General features: G+C 70.6%; 13 protein-coding genes. 2 read left to right on the top strand and 11 right to left on the bottom strand.

The features are described from left to right. Window positions 1-6 precede the first annotated feature (6 nt). Both AC3A4E_RS04685 and AC3A4E_RS04680 read right to left on the bottom strand, forming a co-directional pair. Window positions 7-1,560, bottom strand: coding sequence for a hypothetical protein (locus tag AC3A4E_RS04685; protein ID WP_487630389.1), 1,554 nt, complete (start codon window positions 1,558-1,560; stop codon window positions 7-9). 54 nt (window positions 1,561-1,614) lie between these two features. Continuing rightward, window positions 1,615-3,774, bottom strand: coding sequence for a RelA/SpoT family protein (locus AC3A4E_RS04680; protein WP_487630388.1), 2,160 nt, complete (start codon window positions 3,772-3,774; stop codon window positions 1,615-1,617). 145 nt (window positions 3,775-3,919) lie between these two features. Between AC3A4E_RS04680 and AC3A4E_RS04675 the strand changes: the two genes are divergently transcribed. Further along, a complete protein-coding gene (locus tag AC3A4E_RS04675) occupies window positions 3,920-4,357 on the top strand; it encodes a hypothetical protein (protein ID WP_487630387.1) in 438 nt (145 codons plus the stop codon). A 53-nt stretch (window positions 4,358-4,410) separates the two neighbouring features. On the opposite strand, the gene hrpA is transcribed toward AC3A4E_RS04675, so the two are convergent. Next, window positions 4,411-8,391: an ATP-dependent RNA helicase HrpA gene (hrpA, locus tag AC3A4E_RS04670; RefSeq protein ID WP_487630386.1), complete on the bottom strand. Its 3,981-nt coding sequence runs from the start codon at window positions 8,389-8,391 to the stop codon at window positions 4,411-4,413. 83 nt (window positions 8,392-8,474) lie between these two features. Here hrpA and AC3A4E_RS04665 point away from each other — a divergent pair, with 83 nt between their 5' ends. Then, window positions 8,475-9,038, top strand: a complete 564-nt coding sequence (locus AC3A4E_RS04665; protein ID WP_487630385.1) for a Dps family protein — start codon at window positions 8,475-8,477, stop codon at window positions 9,036-9,038. Window positions 9,039-9,108: 70 nt separating this feature from the next. On the opposite strand, the gene AC3A4E_RS04660 is transcribed toward AC3A4E_RS04665, so the two are convergent. The 8 genes from AC3A4E_RS04660 to AC3A4E_RS04625 form a co-directional block, all read right to left on the bottom strand. Further along, a complete protein-coding gene (locus AC3A4E_RS04660) occupies window positions 9,109-10,485 on the bottom strand; it encodes a dicarboxylate/amino acid:cation symporter (RefSeq protein ID WP_487630384.1) in 1,377 nt (458 codons plus the stop codon). 47 nt (window positions 10,486-10,532) lie between these two features. Continuing rightward, the gene (locus tag AC3A4E_RS04655) at window positions 10,533-12,242 is read right to left on the bottom strand and encodes a BatD family protein (protein WP_487630383.1); all 1,710 of its coding nucleotides are present in this window, start codon (window positions 12,240-12,242) and stop codon (window positions 10,533-10,535) included. After that, on the bottom strand, window positions 12,239-13,984 hold the full coding sequence (locus tag AC3A4E_RS04650; RefSeq protein ID WP_487630382.1) for a VWA domain-containing protein: 1,746 nt from the start codon (window positions 13,982-13,984) through the stop codon (window positions 12,239-12,241). The genes AC3A4E_RS04655 and AC3A4E_RS04650 overlap by 4 nt, the downstream gene beginning before the upstream one ends. Further along, the gene (locus AC3A4E_RS04645) at window positions 13,981-15,003 is read right to left on the bottom strand and encodes a vWA domain-containing protein (protein WP_487630381.1); all 1,023 of its coding nucleotides are present in this window, start codon (window positions 15,001-15,003) and stop codon (window positions 13,981-13,983) included. The genes AC3A4E_RS04650 and AC3A4E_RS04645 overlap by 4 nt, the downstream gene beginning before the upstream one ends. Then, window positions 15,000-15,455, bottom strand: a complete 456-nt coding sequence (locus AC3A4E_RS04640) for a DUF4381 domain-containing protein (RefSeq protein WP_487630380.1) — start codon at window positions 15,453-15,455, stop codon at window positions 15,000-15,002. The genes AC3A4E_RS04645 and AC3A4E_RS04640 overlap by 4 nt, the downstream gene beginning before the upstream one ends. Window positions 15,456-15,458: 3 nt before the next feature. Beyond that, window positions 15,459-16,373 carry a DUF58 domain-containing protein gene (locus AC3A4E_RS04635; protein ID WP_487632018.1) on the bottom strand — a complete coding sequence of 305 codons (915 nt, stop codon included), beginning with the start codon at window positions 16,371-16,373 and terminating at the stop codon, window positions 15,459-15,461. Then, window positions 16,364-17,374 carry an AAA family ATPase gene (locus tag AC3A4E_RS04630; protein ID WP_487630379.1) on the bottom strand — a complete coding sequence of 337 codons (1,011 nt, stop codon included), beginning with the start codon at window positions 17,372-17,374 and terminating at the stop codon, window positions 16,364-16,366. The genes AC3A4E_RS04635 and AC3A4E_RS04630 overlap by 10 nt, the downstream gene beginning before the upstream one ends. 128 nt (window positions 17,375-17,502) lie before the next feature. Next, window positions 17,503-19,404, bottom strand: a complete 1,902-nt coding sequence (locus AC3A4E_RS04625) for a type IV pilus secretin PilQ (protein WP_487630378.1) — start codon at window positions 19,402-19,404, stop codon at window positions 17,503-17,505. Between the last annotated feature and the right edge of the window lie 7 nt (window positions 19,405-19,411).

The raw sequence follows: 19,411 nt of genomic DNA, 5'->3' as shown, positions 1-19,411 counted from the left end.
GCGCGATCAGTTCCGGCCCGGTGACGCCGCGCGCAGGCGTTGCGCGAACTCGGCTTGGCCCGGCACGCCGGCATCGACATCGCGCGCCGATGCGAGCGCCGCTTCGGCGCCGGCGAGATTGCCTGCGCCCAGACGCTCGTCGCCGATCGCCAGCCAGCGCTGCGCGAGACGCCGGCGCGCGTCGCGGACCGCACCGGCGTCGTCGCCCAGCACCTCGCGCGCATCCAGGCATCCGCGCGCACGCGCCAGGCTGTTGGCGCGCAGGCCGGCATCGAAGCACTGCCGCGCCGACGGCAGCAACCGTGCGGACGCGCGTGTGATCGCGGGATCGTCCGGCGCCACCAGACGTGCCGCGCGCAGCTTGTCGTAGGCGCTGTCACCGGGCGGGGTGAGCAGATCGCCGCGCGCTTCTGCCGCCGCCGCTTCCCGCAGCAGCGCGTCGACGCGCTGGCGACGCTCGGCCGGCGGCAGCGTCGGCGCGAGACGCGCATGCCGTGCACGCGAGCGCTCGACGTGTTCGCCGGCGATCCGCACTGCATCGGTCTCGCCGGCCAGGGCACGCGCCTCGCGCAACTGGGCATCGGCGTCGGCGAAGTTGAAGTCCTGCGCCATCCGTTCGGCACGGCGCGCGTAAGCGGCGCCGGCATCGAGCAATCCGCGCTGCGCACGCGTATCCGCAGCATCGAACGCCAGCAGCGTGCGCCATTCGGCGACCGCCCGCTCGATGCTGCCTGCCTCGAGGCTCTGCGCGGCGCGCCGGCGCAGCGCATCGAGCTCTTCGGTCAGGCGTGCCTGGGTATCGGGCAGATCGACGTGACCGGGATCGGCGCTGCGGACGCGTGCGATCAGATCGGACGCCTCGCGCAGCCCACCGGTCCGCAGCGCCGCCCGCGCATCCTCCTGCAGCAGCGCCAGCACATCCTCGCGGCCCCGCAGCGCATCCGCGTCGTCGGGCGCCAACGCCAGCACCCGCTGGTACAGCGGCAGCGCGCTGGCATCGTCGCCGTCGAGCCTGCCGGCAGCCTGCGCCGCCTGTGCCGCAATCACCAGTCCGTCCAGTCCGGCACCCGCCGCTTCGCGCCGCCGCAGTGCGGATGTCACCGCATCGACGTGCTCGCGCGGCGCGGACAGTTCGGCAGCGAGCCGCAGCGCTGCGTGTGCGTCTTCGAACCGTCCGGCGTCGACGGCCGCCGCCGCTTCGGCGACAGCTGCGCGGGCAACACCGGCCAGACCCGCCCGCGGACGTGCGTCGTCGGGATCGAGCGCGAGTGCCGCTTCGTAGAGCTGACGCGCGCCGGTCCCGTCGGGTGCGCTCAGATGCCCGGCCGTCGCGGCGGCGGACGCATCGTCGAGCAGCGCCTGGACGCGGTTCTCCGGCCAGAGCCGGTCGACCACGAGCACACGCACCCCAGCGACCAGCAGCACCGTCACCGCAAGCACCGCGGCGGCGATCCACCATGTCCGCCGCCGGTGCGCGACCTGGAGTGCGGCCGTCCGTGCGGACGGCGACGCACGCCGGGCCAGCGGCTGGCGCTCGGACGGCATCACGGGATCAGGCATGTCGGGTTCGTGGCGCACGCGGCGCAGTATGGAAGCCCCCGCTGAACAATCGCGTCACCGGCGCGCGGCATCCACGCCCGGCATGTCGTCGAGTTTGCCCAGCAGCCGGGCGAGCTGGCCGTAGTCGGCCACCCGCACGCGCAGCCGCAGACGCACGCGGGACAGGTCCAGTGTTTCGCTCTGGATGGACAGCACGTGCACATCCTCCTGCGCGATCACATTGCTCAGGTCCTTGAGCAGGTGACGCCGATCGACCGCCTCGACAAGGACATCGGATTCGTGCCCGACGCCCGCACGCCCCCACTCTACCGGCAGCACGCGCTGCGGCTCGTTCGCCGACAGGCGCAGGAAGGACGGGCAATCGCGGCGGTGCACGGTCACCCCGCGTGCGCGCGTCAGATAGCCGGCGATCGGCTCACCCGGCACCGGGCGGCAGCAGCGCGCCACCTGCACCAGCAGGTTGTCGACGCCGACGACATGGAACTGGGAATCGGTGGCCTTGGGCACGCGTCGCGGCTGACGCAGCGGCAGCGTCGGCGCAGCCGGCTCGGCCGGTGCGTCGCGCTCGCGTTCGAGTTCCAGCAGTGCACGTCCCACCTGGTTGGGGCCGACATCACCCAGCGCGACCACCACGTACAGATCGTCGACCGTCGCGACGTTGAAGCGCTGCAGCACCGGCACCAGATCCGCCTGCAGCAGGCCCAGACGACGGAGGTCCTTCTCCAGCAGCTCGCGTCCGGCCTGCAGGTTGCGTGCGCGGTCGAGCTTGTGGAACCAGTTGCGCACCTTCTCGCGCGAACGTGCACTGGCGAGGAAGCCGTTGGCCGCGACCAGCCAGTCGCGTCGGGGTGCGGGTGTCTTCGCGGTCAGGATCTCGACGCGCTGGCCGCTGTGCAGGGTGGAGTCCAGCGGCACGATGCGGCCGTCCACCTTGGCGCCGCGGCAGCGGTGCCCGACCATCGTGTGCACGTGGTAGGCGAAGTCCAGTGGCGTGGCGCCCTGCGGCAGGTCGACGATCTCGCCCTTGGGCGTCAGCACGAAGACCCGGTCCTCGACCAGTTCGGTGCCCAGCGCGCCGGCGAGTGACGGATCGCCATCGCGTGCGGGCTCGGTGTGTGCGTCGAGCAGACGCCGCATCCACTCGATACGGCGTTCGAGCGCGGCATTGCCAGCCGAGGAGCGCTGCGATCCGCCCGTTTCCTTGTAGCGCCAGTGCGCGGCGACGCCGAGCTCGGAGGCCTCGTGCATCTCGCGCGTGCGGATCTGGACTTCCAGCGTCTTGCCGTCCGGCCCGACGACCGCGGTATGCAGCGACCGGTAGTCGTTGTGCTTGGGGCGGGCGATGTAGTCGTCAAACTCGCTGGGAATCGGCGTCCACAGCGCGTGCACCACACCGAGCGCGGCGTAGCAGCCGGGAATGTCGTCGACCAGCACACGCACGGCGCGCAGATCGTAGAGTTCGCCGATCGGCACCTGCTTGCGCTGCATCTTCTTCCAGATGCTGTAGATGTGCTTGGGACGCCCGGCCACCTCGCCGCGCACGCCCTGCGACGCCAGCGCTTCGCCCAGTTGCACGCGGACCTGCTCGATGTAGCCCTCGCGACCCGAGCGCTTGTCATCGAGCAGCCCGGCGATCCGCCGGTAGGTCTCCGGCTCGAGATAGCGGAACGCCAGGTCCTCGAGTTCCCACTTGAGTTGCCAGATGCCCAGCCGGTTGGCGAGCGGCGCGTGGATGTCGCGGGTCAGCGACGCCAGTGCGCGACGCGCGACGTCATCCTCGCTACGCACGGCCGCGCGCATCAGCGCCAGTTGCCGCGCCAGCAGCACCAGCACCAGCCGCAGATCGCGGATCAGGGCCAGCAACAGGCGGCGCAGGCCTTCCGGATTGCCCTCGCTGGCGTGCTCGGCATGCAACGACCACACCTGGTGCGCGGCGGCGAGCCCTTCGAGCAACGGCGTGATCGCCGGCACACGCGACTCCAGCGCCGGCCGCCACGCAGGCACCGCGTCGGCAAGCGCGGTGGCGATCACGTCCACGTCGGCGCCGAGCAGGCCCAGCGCGCCCACGGTGTCGAGCAGCACGGTGGTGGCGCCTTCGGCCATCTCCGTGTCGTCCGGCAGCGATGCCAGCAGGTTGCGCACCGCATCGCCGGACACCCGCAGTGTCGGCAGGGTCAGCAGTCGGTCGCGCAGGTTGTCCGGTCGCACGGGCATCGGCCGCTCGATGCGGGCAGGACGGTCTACACTAGCCGCGCCCAGACCGGAGGAACAGAGCATGCGTGCAGTCCACAGCGTTTTGATCGCGGCACTTCTCGCAACTGCGCCGCTTCATGCGCAGGACACCCGGATCGAGGACCGGATGAGCGCCGCCCAGTTCCGGGCTGCAGGCCTGGACAAGCTCGATGCATCGGAGCTTGCGCGCCTCAACGCATTCTTGGCAGACGGCACTGCCGGCACGACGGCGGGCGTCGCGCCGCCAGCAGACGTCGAAGCACGCATTGCGCAGGCACGCGAGGAAGGCCGGCGCGAAGCCGCGACCGATGCCGCCAGCATGCCCGCCGCCGCCCAGTCCCGCGAGCCGATCGAGAGCACCATCACCGGTCCCTTCGAAGGATTCGCCAGCGGCCGCCAGTACACGCTCGCCAACGGCCAGGTCTGGCGACAGATCGACGCCACGCGCCTGGACGGCGCGCGCGGCAATGACGTCGGTGTCAGGATCCGCCCCGGCTTCATGGGCGTGTGGTGGCTGAAGATCGACGGCTACAACACCCAGGCGAAGGTCGAGCGCGTCCGCTGACGCGCGTCACCCCACCGGTGCGCAACGCCGCACCGGTGGGAACCTCGCACGGGTCAGCGCAGCGCCGCGACCCGCGCTGCCAGTTTCTTCGGTGATACGCCGCCTTTCGCACCCAGTTCTTGGGCGAACAGCGACACCCGCAACTCCTCGATATCCCAACGCAGGGCCTGCCAGGCCGGATCGGCGACGTGTCCGCGCGCTGCGGCATCGGCGAGCGCCTCGACGAACGGACTGACATCGAGCATGCGCTGCTGGTCGCGTTGCGGATCGCGCTGCGCGCGTTCGGCCCGCAGCGACAGGGCGTGCAGCCAGCGCGCGTACTCCGCCAGTGCCGTGGCCGGTGTATTGCGCAGGAAGCCGGGCGGCACGAGTGCATGGAGCTGGTCCTGCATGTCGTCGAGGTTCGCGCGCGCCCAGCCCATCAGCTTCGATTCGAGCTTCGCGCGCACTTCAGCGACGCGATCGAGGATCGCCTCCGCCTGCCGCAGGCGCGCCATCGCTTCGCCGAACAGCGCCTTGCCGACCGCGTCACGATGCGCGGCGAAGGCGTCGGCGTCGCGGATCGTCTCGAGTCCGTCGGCGAGCAGCGCGGCAAGCGCACCATCGACGAGATCCTCGCGCAAGCGGTCGCCCGGCTTGCCGTCGCGCGGCGCGGCGGATTCGATCGCGGCATAGAGCAACGCGGTCTTCGGCGCGACCGGCAACTGCTTGCGCGCGTGGCGCACGCGATCCGCCAGCGCGATCGTCAGCAGGCGCCGCACGCCCTGCGGATGCAGGCGCCGCGCATTCGTCGCGTCGGCGTGGACCGCGAGTGACGCGCTGTCGCCGTCGTCCTGCAATGCGGGATACGCCGGCAAGCCGCCGGCACCGGGAATCGACACCGGGACCGGCGTCTCCGGAAACGTCGTCAGCCCGCCCTGTTGCAGGCCGTCCGCCGCGTGCGCGGCGAAGGCGCGCGCCGCGCGCTCGCCGAAGCGGTGGCGCAGGTCATCGAGATCGCGCGATTCGGCGAGCACCGTAGCGCCCTTTCGATCGCGGCCGGTGTCGACCAGACGCAGGTTCGCGCGCAGGTGCGGCTCCAGCGCCGTCTCGTCGAAATCCGACGCGGTGATGTCCACACCGGCGAGCTTCTTGAGGTACCGCGCCAGGGTGCCGGTGAACGCGTCGGCATCGCCGTCGCGCCAGGCCTGCGCGAATGCACGCGCGAAATCCGGCGCCGGCACGAAATTGCGGCGCAGTGCCTTCGGCAAGCTGCGGATCAAGGCCGCCGCCTTGTCCTCGACGAAGCCGGGTGCCAGCCATGACAACCGCACCGGATCGATCGCATTGAGCAGATGCAGCGGCACCGAGACGGTCATGCCGTCGTCGACCGCGCCCGGCTCGAAGCGGTACGACACGGCGAGCCGCGCGTCGCCGAGCGCAATGAAGGCCGGGAACAGATCGGCGTCCACGGCATCGGCGACCAGCAGATCGTCGCGGCTCCAGGCCAATGCCTGCTTCGCTGCCTCGGGCGCTTTGCGCCACCACGCATCCAGCGCCTGCGCCGACAGCACGTCGGCGGGCAGGCGCTGCGCGTACCACTGCGCCATCCAGTCTTCGTCGACGACGAGTCCCGAGCGGCGTTGCTTGGCTTCTTCTTCGCGTGCGCGTTCGAGCGTACGCAGGTTGCGCTCGACGAACGTCGCGCGTGTGTTGATCTCGCCGGTCACCAGTCCGTCGCGCAGGAACAGCGCGCGCGATTCGTCCGGATACAGCCGCCCGTAATCGACCGGCTTCTTCGGTGCAAGCACCAGACCGAACAGGCTGATCTGTTCGCTGCCGACCACGCGCCCCTGCGAGCGCGACCAGCGCGGATCGTGATGGCGCCGCGCGAGCAGGTGATCGAGTTCACTGATGACCCAGTCCGGCTCGATCGCGGCATTGGTCAGCGACCACACCTTCTCGGTGTCCAGCAAGGTCGCCGACAGGACCCACGGCGGCGGCTTCTTCGACAGCGGCGAGCCGGGAAACAGCTGGAAGCGCCGTCCGCGCGGACCTTCGTACTGGCCGGACACGCGGCCCCCGCCACCAGGATCGGCGCGATGGCCGACCTGGGTCGGCAGACCGGCGATCAACGCGCGATGCAGCGCGATGAAGGCGGCGGCGTCCGCACGTGCAGCCATGCGCGGATCCGTGTCCACGACGGCGGCGTCGCGTGCTTCGATCGACCAGCCCAGATCCTCGCACTGCAGCCGCAGCTGGCGATGCAGTTCGCGCCACTCGCGCATGCGCAGGAAGCCGAGGAAATTACGGTCGCACCATTTGCGCAGCTGCGACTGGGTGAGGTCGGCGTGCGCCTGCCGGTAGCCGTCCCACAGTTTCACGATGCCGACGAACTCGGACTTCGGATCGGCGAATTGCGCGTGCGCCGCATCGGCCGCGCCGCGCTGGTCGGCCGGCCGCTCGCGCGGATCCTGGATGCCGAGGAACGAGGTGATCGCGAGCATCGCATCGAGACAGCCATGCGCACGCGCGGCGACGAGCATGCGCGCGAGCTTGGCGTCGACCGGCAGCTTCGCCATCGTGCGGCCGGTCGCGGTGAGCCGGCGTCCGCCGTCGATCGCGCCGAGCTCGGCGAGCTGCTGCCAGCCGTCGGCGACCGCGCGCGGATCCGGCGGCTCGACGAACGGGAAGGATTCGATATCGCCGAGCCCCAGAGACAGCATCCGCAGGATTACGCCCGACAGCGATGCGCGGCGGATCTCGGGATCGGTATAGGCCGAACGCGAGGCGAAATCCGCTTCCGAGAACACGCGGAAACACGTACCCGGCGCGATACGGCCGCAACGCCCCTTGCGCTGGTCGGCGCTGGCCTGGCTGACCGGCTCGATGTGCAGACGATCCAGCTTCTGCCGCGGGCTGTAGCGCTTGACGCGTGCCAGCCCCGGATCGACCACGTAGTGGATGCGCGGCACCGTCAGCGAGGTCTCGGCGACGTTCGTCGCCAGTACTATGCGCCGCTGCGGCCCGGGATTGAACACGCGGTCCTGGTCTTTCGCCGACAGCCGCGCATACAGCGGCAGCACTTCGGTGTGCCGGTACTTGCGGCGCTCGAGCGCCTGGTGCGCATCGCGGATTTCGCGCTCGCCGGGCAGGAAGATCAGCGTGTCGCCGGTGCCGCGCATCTGCATGATCTCGTCGCAGACCGCCACGATGCCGTCGAGCACGCTGCGCTCGCCGGCGTCGTCTCCTTCGCCGTCCAGCGGGCGGTAACGCACCCCGACCGGGAAGCCGCGGCCTTCGACATCCACCACCGGCGCGCCGTCGAAATGTTCGGCGAAGCGCGCGGTGTCGATCGTCGCCGAGGTCACGATCAGCTTGAGATCCGGGCGCCGGCCAAGGAGCTGCTTCAGATAGCCCAGCAGGAAATCGATGTTGAGGCTGCGCTCGTGCGCCTCGTCGATGATGATCGTGTCGTAGGCCGACAGCCAGCGGTCGGACGCGATTTCCGCCAGCAGGATGCCGTCGGTCATGAACTTGATCGCGGTCGCATCGCTGACGTTGTCGTTGAAGCGGACCTGGTAACCGACCAGGCCGCCGCTCGGCACCTGCAGCTCTTCGGCCACGCGCTTGGCCACTGTGCGCGCGGCAATGCGGCGCGGCTGGGTGCACCCGATCAGTCCGGCGGCGCCGCGGCCGGCGGTCAGGCACAGCTTGGGCAGCTGCGTCGTCTTGCCCGAACCGGTCTCGCCGGCGACGACCACGACCTGGTGCGCACGGATCAGCGCGACGATTTCCTCGGCCTTGCCGGCGATCGGCAGCACCGGATCGACTTCGGCACGCGGCAGTTGCGCGGCGCGCGTCTCGCGCTGCCGGATGGAGGCCTGCAGGCGCGTTTCGAACGTCTCGCGCGCCGACGCATCGCCGGGTGAGCGCCGCCAGCGACCGAGCAGTCCGAGCAGGCGGCCGCGGTCGCGCGTCGATGCGCTTTCGATCGCGGCCTGCGCGTGCTTCAACGCGCCGTTCACCGCCTTGTCGCTGGAATGCTGCGTCACGCTCGAACCCGCCCTCAAGTCACAAATCCACAACGGATGCGCCCATATTGTGGGCGCAATCCCCTCATCACCGGAGTCCTGTCATGGCCAAGGCCAAGTCGAACAAGTCCAAATCCTCCAAGACACTGGTCGCCCCGGCCGTCGCGTCGCCGGACGCGCAGTCGAAGGCGCCGGCCATCGATATCGGGATCAGCGACGCCGATCGCAAGGCGGTCGCCCAGCATCTGTCGGTGTTCCTCGCCGATGCCTACACGCTGTATCTCAAGACCCACAACTTCCACTGGAACGTCACCGGGCCGATGTTCAACGCCCTGCACGTGATGTTCGAGGGCCAGTACACCGAACAGTGGAACGCGCTGGACGAGATCGCCGAGCGCATCCGCGCGCTGGGTTACAACGCGCCGGGTTCGTATGGCGAGTTCATCCAGCTGTCGTCGATCAAGGAAGAGCCGGGCCTGGAGAAGGCGCCGGACTGGCGCGAAATGGTGCGCCAGCTGGTCGTCGGCAACGAGGCCGTATGCCGTAGCGCACGCAAGGCGCTGGATGTGGCCGACGACGCCGACGACGATCCGACCGAGGATCTGCTGATCCAGCGTCTGCAGACGCATGAGAAGAACGCCTGGATGCTGCGCTCGCTGCTGCAGTAAGCATCGCGTTCCGCTTCATGAAAACGCCCGGCATTGCCGGGCGTTTTCGTATCTGCAGATCCGCGCGACGTCAGGCCGTCTTCAACGGCTCGGGCGCGTCGTCCTCGCCACGCGAGACCAGCGCCGCGATGCCGAGATCGCCGGTCACGTTGACCGTGGTCCGGCACATATCGAGGAAGTGGTTGACGCCCAGCACCAGGCCGATGCCTTCGGCCGGCACGCCGACCATCGTGCAGATCAGCGCGACCACCGGCAGTGAGCCCGACGGCACACCCGCCGTGCCGATGCCGCCGAGGATGCAGACCAGCATCACCAGCACCTGCTGCCAGATCGACAGATCCACGCCGAAGAACTGGGCCAGGAAGATCACCGTGACGCCTTCGAACAGCGCGGTGCCGTTCTGGTTGGCGGTCGCACCGACGGTCAGCACGAAGCGCGACACCTTGCGCGGCAGCTTGAGGTTCTCGTCGGCGATGCGCAGCGCGGTCGGCAGCGTGGCGTTGCTGGACGCGGTGGAGAACGCCATCAGCATCGCTTCCTGCACGCCGCGGAAGAACGCCAGCGGTGACCAGCCACCGACGAACTTCAGCGCCAGCGAATACGTCACCAGCATGTGCAGCGCCAGCGCGCCGACCACCACCAGCACATACGCGCCCAGACGCAGCAGCAGATCCCAGCCGAACAGCACGGCCAGATTGAACATGAAGCAGAACACCGCGATCGGCGCGAGGCGGATCACCAGACCGATCAGCGTCATCGACACTTCGAACAGGCCTTCGATGCCGCGCTTGAGCGTCGCGGTGGCTTCGGACTTGGTCAGCACCAGACCGATGCCGAACATCAGCGCGAAGAACATCAGCGACAGGATGTTGGCGTTGTCAGACGCGGCGCCCACCACGTTCTGCGGCACGATCGACATCAGCATGTCCATGCCGGTCGCGCCTTCCTTGCTGTCGCGCACGATCGCCGCGGTGCGCTGCGCACCTTCGGCCAACAACTGCTGCGCAAGCGCGGGATCCACGCCTTCGCCGGGCCGGAACAGGTTCACCATCACCAGTCCCACCACCACCGCGATGCCCGACAGCACGACGGTCCACGCGAGCGTGCGCCAGCCGATCCGGCCCAGCGCCGCGACATCGCCCATTTCCGACACGCCGATCACCAGCGCCGAGAACAGCAGCGGCACGATCAGCATGAAGATCAGGCTGAGGAACAACGTGCCGAGCGGCTCGGTGACCCAGCCGACGAAGCTTTCGATCAGCGGCCGGCACTGCCAGGACGGCTCCGCGCCGGTGCAGGCGGCCGATGCGGGATCAGCCAGCGTCCACGCGGTCAGGCCGGTGTAATGAGCGATCAGGCCGAGGGCGAGGCCCGCGGCAAAACCGATCGCGATCTTCCAGTGGAGCGGCATCCGCGCACGCGCGGCAACGTCTTCGGAATCGGCCATGGCATGGAGGACCGCGGGAAAGCGCGGAGGCTAGCAGGAAGCCGGGCTCAGCGGTGCGGGTACAGCGGCGGCAATGCGGGTCCCGCGCGGTCGGCGCGCGGTGGGGTCCGCCATGCGACGCCGCCCCGGAACGCGTCGCGCAGGATCTGACGCGCAGCCGGCAGGTCGCCGCCGGTCCAGCGCGCGCGCTGCCAGTGCTGCACGGCCGCGCGTTGCGGCGCGGACTCGAACTGCTCCACCAGCGTGTCGAGATCGCGTGCACCCGCCGCCGGCAGGCCCAGCAGCGCGCTTTCCACTTCGACCGGTTCACCGGTCGTCAGGGCCTGCATCAGTCTGCGATGCGCCTGCGCGGACGTGCCGGCGGACGCCGCCCGCGTCGGCGCGGCTGGAGCGTCTGCCGGTGGCCGCGTCCCGCCATCAGTCCGCTGTTGCCGGAACCGCCATGCCAGCCACGCGGTCGCCAGCCACAGCGCCGCGAACACCGCCGCGATCGCGGGCCAGAAACGGCTATTGCCAGTGGCCGGCGCCGGGGCGACGGACAGCGGCACCGTGTCGGCCTGCCCCGCCGCGTCCGAAATACCAGGCTGCGCTTCGCCGGCGGCAACGGCCAGCGATACCGCAGGCGGGCCGCTCGCGCGTGCGGCATCGGCGTTCACGTCCCACCAGGCGATACGCGGACCGGGGACCTGCACGGTGCCTGCGTCCCGGGGCACGACCGAGTAGCGACGGGTCAACCGCACCCGCGGCCGACCATCCTCGAAACTCTCGTCGTACTGCGGCGGCTCGGCGAACACCTGCGCGCCCTGCAGCGGCGGCAGGCCGATCTCGGGCAATTGCACGCCCACAGCGCCATCGAACACGGCCTCCAGCACGAATGTGCTCGCCGCGCCGGCGCGGCCGTCGGTGGGCGCTTCCAGCCAGCGCGCCTGGACACCGTGGAGCGGCAGCCAGGGCTGTGGCGCAGCGGCGGGCATCGCGCGGACCTCCAGCACGTTGGCCGGGCCGGTCGCGGCGAGTTCGCGCGGGCCCCGGTTGAACATGTCGTCGAACAGGCCGCCGCTCGCGCCGCGGCCTTCGAACCGCGCGCCCGGAATGGTCAGCGTGCCGCTCCGTTCGGGCACGATCTGGTAGCGGCGCTCGACCACGCTGTAGCGGCGTCCGCCGATGTCGCGGTTGTACTGCACATCGCTGCCGATGCGCTGCAGCGATGCGCCGTCCGGCGCCGGCTGGTCGAGGCTGCCCGACAGCAGGGGCGTCGCATAGAACAGCCGCAGGACATACCCGACCGACTGCTGGATATAGGGTGCGCGCGCGTCGACCTCGGCCTCGATGAAGACCGGCCCGCCCCTGCGTGCGGAGGCGGCCGGCGCAGGCGCGACGCTGAGCGACAGCGGCTGCGTGCGGGCAGTGCCGACCTGCAGCGCCGGCACCGCCAGCACGCCCTCGCGGCGCGGCTTCAGGGCCACGCCGTAGAACGCCCGGGTGCTGCGACGCCCGCCCGTCAGTTCCACCTGTCGCCGGCTGGTGTGGCCACTGACCTCGAAATCGCGCGACAACGGTGCCCAGTCGGGCGTATCCGTCGCAGCGTCGGTCTCGACGTTGAGCGTCGTGGTCTCGCCGAGCGCGATCTGCTCGCGGTCGAGCCAGGCGCGTGTCTGCGCGTATGCAGTACCGACCACGCACATCAGCGCCAGCAGCGTCAGCACCGCGACCACCCGGGCGGTCGTCCGCATGCCCATCCGACCCGCTGTGCTCATCGATCACCTCCTGCGGCGCGACGCTCGTGTTCGAGCCGGAACTTGGCCCGCAACAATCCTCCGGGATCATCCGGTACCCGTCGCAGCCAGGCGGCATTGGCCTGCTCGCGCTCGTCGCCGGGCTGTGCGTCCGCATCAGTGGCAGAGGCCGCTTCGGGCGGCGCATCCGCCTGCCCCTCGAGCGCACGCCGCATGCGCTCACGCTGTGCATCGTCGGCGTCGCGCTGGGCCTGCGCATCCACCGGCGTTCCGGCATCACCGGCGTCGGGCTGCGCGCCTGCATCCTGCGGTCGCGGCTCGCCTTTCCCCTGCCCCTGCGCATCGCCGGGCTGACGGTCGGACGGATCGCCCGCATCGCCGGGCTTCGCGTCGCCATCCCCATCACGGGGCGCTGGCGGCGCACGCGGGTCCTGGCCCGGACCCGGCGGCGGCTTGCGATCGCGCGCGGCGATCACGGCCGCGCGGTTGGCCTGCGCATCGTCCATACCCGGCTGCTGTGCCAGCGCCTCGTCATAGGCGGCGACGGCATCGTCGAAGCGTCCCATTCGCGCCAGCGCATTGCCCCGGTTGTAAGCGGCATCGGCACCGGGCAGCGCGGTCCAGGCCTTCAGGGCCTCGTCGTAGCGTTCGCCGCGATAGGCCCGGGTGCCATCGCGCATCTGCCCATGCGCGATCTGGTCGGCACGCTGCCAGGGCGTCGCAGCCGGGGACTGCGCGTGCACCGGCAGCAAAGCCGGCACCAGCGCCAGGGCCGCCACGCAGGCGAAGCCGGTACCGCGACGGAAGGCCAGCAACACGAGTGCGAGCAGCGGCAGCAGCAGCCAGTAGCCTTCGTCCAGCACCCGACGCACGCTGGCGTCCGTGCGCGATGCGGCAGGACCGGCCAGTGCGTCCGGACGCAGGACGTCGAGCCCATCGAGATCGTCGTCGTCGATCGTCAAGCGCCGGTACTGCCCGCCGCCGGCGGCCGCCAGCGCCTGCAGCGTCGCGGCGTCGAGTCGTGCATGCGACAGCGCACCGGCACCGTCACGATAGGCCGCACCGGCCACCGTGCCCAGGCCGAGCACCGACACCCGGTACCCCATGCGGGCGGCGATGCCCGCTTCGGCCACGGCGGCGGCATCGGCATCGCCGGTCAGCAGCAGGATGTCGCCCCGCACCGCCTGCCCCTGTCGCAACAGTCCCACCGCGTGCGGGATCGCGCGATCCGCGCGATGTCCGTCGGCCGGCATGATCTCCGGCGACAGGGCATCCAGATACAGCGCCACGTTGCGCGCGTCGTCGGTCAACGGCGCGACGGTGAACGCGTCGTCGGCATAGGCGACCAGCGCGACCTGGCCGGCGCTACGCTCGGCAAGCAGCGATGCCAGCTTGGCCCGCGCCTGCAACAGCCGCGACGGTGGCAGGTCACTGGCGGTGGACGCCGTCGACAGATCGATGACCACCACCAGCGGCGCCATGTCGCGGGCCTCCAGAGGCACCTCCACTGCGCGCCAGCCGGGCCCGGCCAGCGCCAGCACCGCGAGCAGCGCGGCCAGCAACCAGGCACCCAGCCCGGACAGGCTGCGGCGGTCGGGGCGCGCCACGCGCAGATGTGCGAGCAGGTGCGGATCGACCGCCTCGCGCCAGGCATCGGCGCCGCGTCGGCGTCGCCACCAGATCCAGGCCAGCAGGGGCAGCGCGAGCAACGCCCACAGCCAGGCGGGACGCGCGAATTGCAGCAGGTCGAAGGGCAGGCTCATGCCGGTGCACCTGCCAGCACACGCCGACGCGGCAGCAGCGCGAGCAGCAGCACGGCGCAGGCCGCCGCGAGCGGCACGGGGTAGCGTTCGATGCGCGGGCGCACGGCCGGCCCGGGCTGCGCGACCGGCTCCAGGCGATCGATCTCGCCATAGATGCCGGCAAGTTCAGCCGTGTCCCGGGCGCGGAAGGCACGTCCTCCGGTCGTATCGGCGATGCGCTGCAACGCGGCCTCGTCGATGGCCGGTTCGCCACCGGGCATCTGGAAGCCGAACAGACCACCGGCGCCACCGTCGCTGCCGAACGCGATGGTGTGCACGCGCACGCCGGCATCGCGCGCCAGCTCGGCCGCCTTGTCCGGCGTCAAGGCGCCGGCGTTGCTGACCCCGTCGGTCAACAGGATCAGCAGGCGCTGGCCGCGGGGCGCGTCGTGCAGGCGCTTGACCGCCAGCCCGACCGCATCGCCGATCGCGGTCTCGCGCCCGACCAGACCCACGACGGTCGCATCGAGCTGCTGGCGCACGGTCTCACGGTCCAGCGTCATCGGGGTCATCGCATAGGCGCGCTGGCCGAACACGATCAGGCCGATGCGGTCACCGGCACGGCGTTCGAGGAAGTCGGCGATGACCGCCTTTGCCGCGGTGAGCCGGTCGACCGGACGGCGTCCGACGACCATGTCTTCTTCGCTCATGCTGCCCGACAGGTCGACGGCCAGCATCAGGTCACGCGCACTGCGCGGCGGCTGTTCGACCTCGCCCCACTGCAATGGCCGCGCTGCGGCGATGCACAGCAGGCACCAGGCCATCCACAGCAGCCACGGCGTCGCTGCCGCGCGCGATGTGGACCGCGGCGCCGCCAGTGCCTCCAGCCCGCGATACGGCACACGCAGGTGATGCCCGGTCGTCGCCGATGCAGGCACGAACCGGCGCACCAGCCACGGCAACGGCAGTGCCAGCAGCAGCCAGGGCCAGGCGAAGACCTCGCCGATGCCCTGCAGCCAGGCGGGCAGATCGCCGCTCACCGACCCACCATCAGTGCGACGAAGCGGCTGCGTGCAAGCGTCTGCAGCGCCGGCAGGTCGACTGCGTCCGCGTCCCGCCGGAACGCCCCGTCGAGCAATGCGCTGCCGGTCCCGGTCGTAAACGGTGCGCCGGGCATGCCGGCGTCGAGGAATGCCAGCCAGGCCTGCCCCTGCAGACGGTCGGCGTCGGGCCGTTGGCGACGTGCCGCCCGGCGCAGCAGCGCGGACATCGCCGCGATCCGGGCTGCGCCACCCGTGGCTGCGTCCACGTCGGCATCGAACAGCTGCATCCAGCGCCGCCGCTGCCATGCCCGGAACAGGCGCCAGCCCGCCAGCGCCAGCACCACGACGAGCAGTCCGGCACCCAACCACCACCAGCCGGGTGCAGGCGGCCACCACGAGGGTGCGGTCGGCTGGTGGATGTCGCGCAGGACGAGATCGGGGATGGCCATCGATCAGCCCTGCCGGGCGCGCGCGAACGCTGGCAGCCAGACGTCGCTGGGCGCATCGCTGGACAGCGACTCGACGCCGATACCGGCGCGGCGCAGATGCCCGACGGCGGTGTCGCGGGGGATGTCGAACGCGTCGCGCCAACGCGCCCGCTGTTCCGCGCCAGACAGGTCCAGGTCGATGCGTGTGTCCGCATGCGCGAATCCGAGGCGCGCGTCCGGCGGCTGGCGCTCGAGCGGATCGTCGAGCAGCAGCACCAGCGCATCGCAATGCGCGCCCACTGCCGCCCAGTCGCGCGCGGGCACGGCGGCCGCACTGCCGGCATCGGCCAGGACCAGCAGCCTGGACCCGGGACGCAACAGGCGCCGGGCGTGATCCATCGCCACGCCCAGCCCCGTATCGCCGTCGGGCGGCGCCGCGTACCAGCGCGTGAGCGCATGCAGGACGCGCAGCGCCCCGCGTGTACCGCCAGCGGGTGCAACGGGTGGCTCGATCGCGGTGCCACGCAGGGCGCCGATCCGGTCGCCGTCGGCAGCCGCCGCCCACGCCGCGATCGCGCCGGCACGTGCCGCCTGGGTGGATTTGAAGCGCACGCGCGTACCGAAATAGAGCGCGGCTGCGGTGTCGGCGACGATCAGCGTCAGGCGCTCCCGCTCGCGCTGGAAGATCTTGGTGTGCGGTCGCCCGGTCCGCGCGGTCACCCGCCAGTCGATGTGGCGTGCATCGTCGCCGGCGACGTAGTCGCGTGATTCGGCGTACTCCATGCCCTGCCCCCGGTGCGGTGACGGCGCCAGCGCCCGTACACCGCTGCGCGCGCGCCGCACCAGACCGCGCTGATGGGCCGCCGGACGCAATGCGACCAGTTCGGCCAACGAGGGCCGGATGCCCGGTGCAGGGTCCGCGCCGGGATTCACGGCAATGGCACCCGCTCGATCAGCGCCTGCACCAGACGTTCGCCGTCCCAGCCTTCCGCCGTCGCCTCGTAACTCGGCAGCACACGGTGGCGCAACACGTCGGGCGCAACGCTGCGCACATCGTCCGGCGTCACGAAATCGCGACCGGCGAGCCAAGCGGTGGCGCGCGCGCATCGCTCGAGGGCGATCGAACCGCGCGGGCTCGCGCCCCAGGCGATCCGCCCGGCCAGCGCCGGGTCGTAGCGCGCGGCATCGCGCGAGGCCAGCACCAGTTCGACGAGGTAGCGCTCGACCGTCGGCGCCATGTGCAGGGCCAGTACCGCGCGTCGCGCTTCGAACAGCTGCGCCAGCGGCATGCGTTCGACGGGCTCGGGCACCGCATCGAGCTGGGCCAGCGCACGTCCACGTGCCAGCGCCAGGATCCGCGACTCGGTATCGGCTTCGGGGTAGCCCACGCGCACGTGCATCAGGAAGCGGTCCAACTGCGCTTCGGGCAGGGGGAACGTGCCTTCCTGCTCGATCGGATTCTGCGTCGCCATGACCAGGAACAGGTCCGGCAGACGGTAGGTCTGGCGACCGACCGTGACCTGCCGCTCGCCCATCGCTTCCAGCAGCGCGGACTGCACCTTGGCCGGTGCCCGGTTGATTTCGTCGGCCAGCAGCAGCGGATGGAAGATCGGGCCGGCCTGGAACTCGAAGCGCCCGTCCTGCGGCCGCCAGATCTCGGTGCCGGTGAGGTCGGCCGGCAGCAGGTCCGGGGTGAACTGGACGCGGGCGAAGTCGGCATCGAGCCGCGCCGCCAGCGCGCGGATGGCCGTCGTCTTGGCGAGGCCCGGCGCGCCTTCGACCAGCAGATGACCGTCGGCGAGCAACGCGACCAGCAGCCTTTCGACCAGCGCAGACTGCCCGATGATCTCCTCCGACAGCGCGTCGCGCAGCGCGACGAAACGCGCATGCAGGCCGTCCGCGACCCGTTCCTCCAGATCCATCGCCATTCCCGTTCGCATGCGCACGTCGCGCAGGAGGCCAGTTTGACCGGAACCCGCGCCGGTGGTTCAACGCCAGCCAAACCGCCGGTCGCCGGAACGCGAACGGGGCCCGAAGGCCCCGTCGCAGATGCCGCAGCGCGGACCGGTCAGCCGGCCGGACGCTGGGCCACGCGCATGACGCGCGGGGTCACGAAGATCAGCAGCTCGGCCTTTTCCTTGCTGCGTCCCCGGCTCTTGAACAGGTTGCCCAGCACCGGGATATCGCCCAGGAACGGCACCTTGCGCAGCGAGGCGCGATCGGTGAACTCGTAGACACCGCCGATGGCGACGGTCTGGCCGTCGTCGATCAGCACCGCCGTGGTCACGTTGCGCTTGCTGATCAGCGGCACTTCACCGCTTTCACCAAAGCTGACAAAGCGCTCGATCTCGTCTTTCTTGATGTCCATCGCCAGGAACACGCGGCCATCGTTTGTAATCGTCGGGGTGACCTTGAGCTCGAGCAGGACGTCCTTGAACTCGACGGTCGGCACGCTGTTGCTCTGGCCACCGGTCACGGTCAGGTAACCGACTTCCTGGCCCTGACGGATCACTGCCTCGCGCTGGTTGCTGGTGACGACACGCGGATTGGACACGATCTCGCCGCGACCCTCTGTCTGCAGGGCCTGCAGTTCCACGGCCCAGTCGATCGTGCGCCCGAGGATCGTGAATCCGAGGGATGGCGCACCGCCTTCGAGAGCCACAGGCAGGCTGACGTTGAGTCCGCCCGGCGTCAGCGAACCATCTAGTGCACCGCCGACATTCACGCGCTCCTTGGTCGCGCTGACCCCGAACCGCGCACCCAGATCACGGGCGAACGATTCGTTCGCGATCACGATGCGCGCTTCGATGACGACCTGGTCGACCGGCTTGTCGAGCATCATGACCAGACGCTTGATCTCCGCGACACGCTGCGGGATGTCGATCACCAGCAGGGTGTTCGTACGGCGGTCGAAGCTCAGGCTGCCGCGCGAGGACAGGAAGCCCGCATCACGGCTCTGGCTGCCGCTGCCACCGCCGCCGCCACTGCCGCCGCCGCGCGCGGAGGTCTTGCTCTCCTCGGTCAGCAGCTTGGCGATGTCTTCGGCGTTGCCGTAGCTGATCGGGATGTATTCGGTGCTCATCTCCGCGCGTTCTTCGATCGCCAGGCGCGCATCTTCCTTGGCCTGTTCGAACGCGGCGATCTCGCTCTGCAGCGCGACCCAGACCACGTTGCCGCTGCGACGCTTGTCGAGCGACTTGGCCTGCAACACGATGTCCAGCGCCTGGTCCCACGGCACATTCTGCAGACGCAGCGTCACGTTGCCGGCGACACTGTCGCTGGCGACGATGTTGAGGTTCGACTCGTCGGCGATGAGCTGCAGCACCGTGCGCACCGGCACGTCCTGGAAGTTGAACGTCACCGGCGCACCGCCGTACGAGCGGGTGTCGGACACCGTCGCCGCCGCGGACTGGCCCATGGTGGCCGCCGTGCTCGCCGCACCCACTGCACGTTCGGCCGAAGCCGCCCCGGTACGCGGGATGATCTCCACGATGTAGTCGCGACCGCTCTGATAGGCCATCGGCTCGAAATCGCCGCGCGCGCTCAGTACGACCTGCGCGCCATCGGCGCCCTGACGCGCATCGATGCGCTGCACGGGCGTGGCGAAGTCGGTGACGTTGAGCGGGCGCTGCAGCGATGCGGGCAGCGTGGCGCTGCCCAGATTGACCACGATGTTGTCGCCCTGCGTGCGCAGGTCGGGCGCGGCACCGTCGCCATCGAAACGCAGGACCAGCTTGCCGGAGCCGCCGTCGCCGCGCCGGAAGTCGAGATCGGTCACGGCCAGCGCGCCCCCCGGCTGCGCCGCGACCGCCGATGCCTGCAGCATGGGCAGCAACAGGCCAGGCGCAGGCGCCTGTGCCGCCTGGGCACCACTGAACGTCGCCACCAGCCCGATGGCGAGCCCGAGCGCGCAGGCACGCATCGAGTTCATCCGGCCCGTCCGCTGGCCACCCGCATTGCTCACGGTCATGTTGCTT

Source organism: Luteimonas sp. Soil_N_1, assembly GCF_057656255.1.
Note: the sequence above shows the minus strand (reverse complement) of the source record. Positions and strands in the feature narration are given on the sequence as shown.

Coding starts and splice junctions, on each gene's coding strand:
- AC3A4E_RS04685 (WP_487630389.1), bottom strand. CDS start 1,560: ATGCCTGATCCCGTGATGCCGTCCGAGCGCCAGCCGCTGGCCCGGCGT.
- AC3A4E_RS04680 (WP_487630388.1), bottom strand. CDS start 3,774: ATGCCCGTGCGACCGGACAACCTGCGCGACCGACTGCTGACCCTGCCG.
- AC3A4E_RS04675 (WP_487630387.1), top strand. CDS start 3,920: ATGAGCGCCGCCCAGTTCCGGGCTGCAGGCCTGGACAAGCTCGATGCA.
- AC3A4E_RS04665 (WP_487630385.1), top strand. CDS start 8,475: ATGGCCAAGGCCAAGTCGAACAAGTCCAAATCCTCCAAGACACTGGTC.
- AC3A4E_RS04660 (WP_487630384.1), bottom strand. CDS start 10,485: ATGGCCGATTCCGAAGACGTTGCCGCGCGTGCGCGGATGCCGCTCCAC.
- AC3A4E_RS04655 (WP_487630383.1), bottom strand. CDS start 12,242: ATGAGCACAGCGGGTCGGATGGGCATGCGGACGACCGCCCGGGTGGTC.
- AC3A4E_RS04650 (WP_487630382.1), bottom strand. CDS start 13,984: ATGAGCCTGCCCTTCGACCTGCTGCAATTCGCGCGTCCCGCCTGGCTG.
- AC3A4E_RS04640 (WP_487630380.1), bottom strand. CDS start 15,455: ATGGCCATCCCCGATCTCGTCCTGCGCGACATCCACCAGCCGACCGCA.
- AC3A4E_RS04630 (WP_487630379.1), bottom strand. CDS start 17,374: ATGCGAACGGGAATGGCGATGGATCTGGAGGAACGGGTCGCGGACGGC.
- AC3A4E_RS04625 (WP_487630378.1), bottom strand. CDS start 19,404: ATGACCGTGAGCAATGCGGGTGGCCAGCGGACGGGCCGGATGAACTCG.